The sequence below is a fragment of the Oleiphilus sp. HI0066 genome (assembly GCF_001635725.1).
This window is the reverse complement of sequence record NZ_LWFH01000846.1, coordinates 1-424: the sequence shown is the minus strand read 5'-3', so window position 1 is coordinate 424 and position 424 is coordinate 1. Positions and strand designations below refer to the sequence as shown.

The 424-nt window shown below is 43.6% G+C and carries 1 protein-coding gene; it reads left to right on the top strand.

From position 1 onward, the window contains the following. Positions 1-12: 12 nt before the first annotated feature. Positions 13-424: LysR substrate-binding domain-containing protein (locus A3738_RS09855; protein WP_231876606.1), on the top strand; the 412-nt coding region annotated here is incomplete at its 3' end.

Here is a 424-nt window from a genome sequence, read left to right as displayed (position 1 = left end):
ACGCAACAAGCCGTGAGTGATCAACTCCGTAAGTTACGCGATACGCTAGATGATCGCTTATTTGTGCGAACCAGTAACGGCGTGATCCCCACGCCATTTGCAGAATCACTCCAGTTAAAAGTGGAACACATTATTGAGTCAATTGAAGCGTTATTAGAACCTGAAACTTTCGAGCCTAAAACTGTTACACGAACTTTCACTTTGAGTTCAACGGACCTTGAACAGAAAGTGATATTGCCTCAGCTATTAAGAATAATTCGCCTAGAGGCGCCAGGTGTAAAGCTATCAGTCAGGAAACTTGAGATCGATCAGATCACCAATGCCTTATTAACCGGAGAAGTAGACTTAGTCATTAGCAACCCTTCCTTCGTACCATCAAACCTACCAACGCTTAATTTGTATCCTGAAAGCTACACCTGCGTGG